The sequence below is a fragment of the Paenibacillus sp. P4_E11 genome (assembly GCF_056401635.1).
This window is the reverse complement of the sequence record NZ_JBFUIX010000656.1, coordinates 1-688: the sequence shown is the minus strand read 5'-3', so window position 1 is coordinate 688 and position 688 is coordinate 1. Positions and strand designations below refer to the sequence as shown.

The following is a 688-nucleotide window of genomic DNA, read 5'->3' as shown; positions in this document are numbered from 1 at the left end:
ACATAGTAGCCATTCACGGCAATAATCGCTTCCTTGATTTCATTAAAAAAAATAAAAACCACAGTCAATAAACCTATTGTCATCTTCCCTTGAATCGTAAAATATGCTCCAACACCAAAAATAGTCAATTGTAAACATAAATTAAGAAATTCGACCCCATTAATCAGATTCAAACTATAAATCTTTTTCCTGACTGATAAATAAAAAAGTTCTTTGTGCTTAGTGGCAAATTTTCTCTGAACTCTTTTCTCTGCATTGAGTAATCGGATGTCTTTGATTCGGTTTAACATCTCAAAAAGCCATCCAACATAGTCACCGTAAGCCATACGTTCGCGATCTGAAAGTTTCCTGATTTTTTTCCCGCTCTTTAAGGTCAGATAGACAGAAAGAGGAGCAAATGCCATTACTAATAAACCTAACTTTATATTGATCATAAAAATGCAAGTAACAAAAAATACAATAAGGATGGTTTGATACACGTTGTAAATAATATTTCTTGTTACAAAATAGACGCATTGTGATGTATATGACTTCAATGTGTTAATAATATCTCCAGCCTTGGTATCTTCAACATTGTGCGTTTCAAGCGAGAGCAGGTGAGAAAATAGATCGATTTTGATATCAAATGCATATCTGTTCGTGATATGGTTATAAAAAGCGTATATCATGAAATACAAAAGGCTTAGAA

The 688-nt window shown here is 32.7% G+C and carries 1 protein-coding gene; it reads right to left on the bottom strand.

Going from position 1 to position 688, the window contains the following annotated elements:
• On the bottom strand, positions 1-668 hold a 668-nt coding region (locus AC1DWB_RS36730; protein WP_477545969.1), incomplete at its 3' end, for an ABC transporter transmembrane domain-containing protein.
• Positions 669-688: the final 20 nt, after the last annotated feature.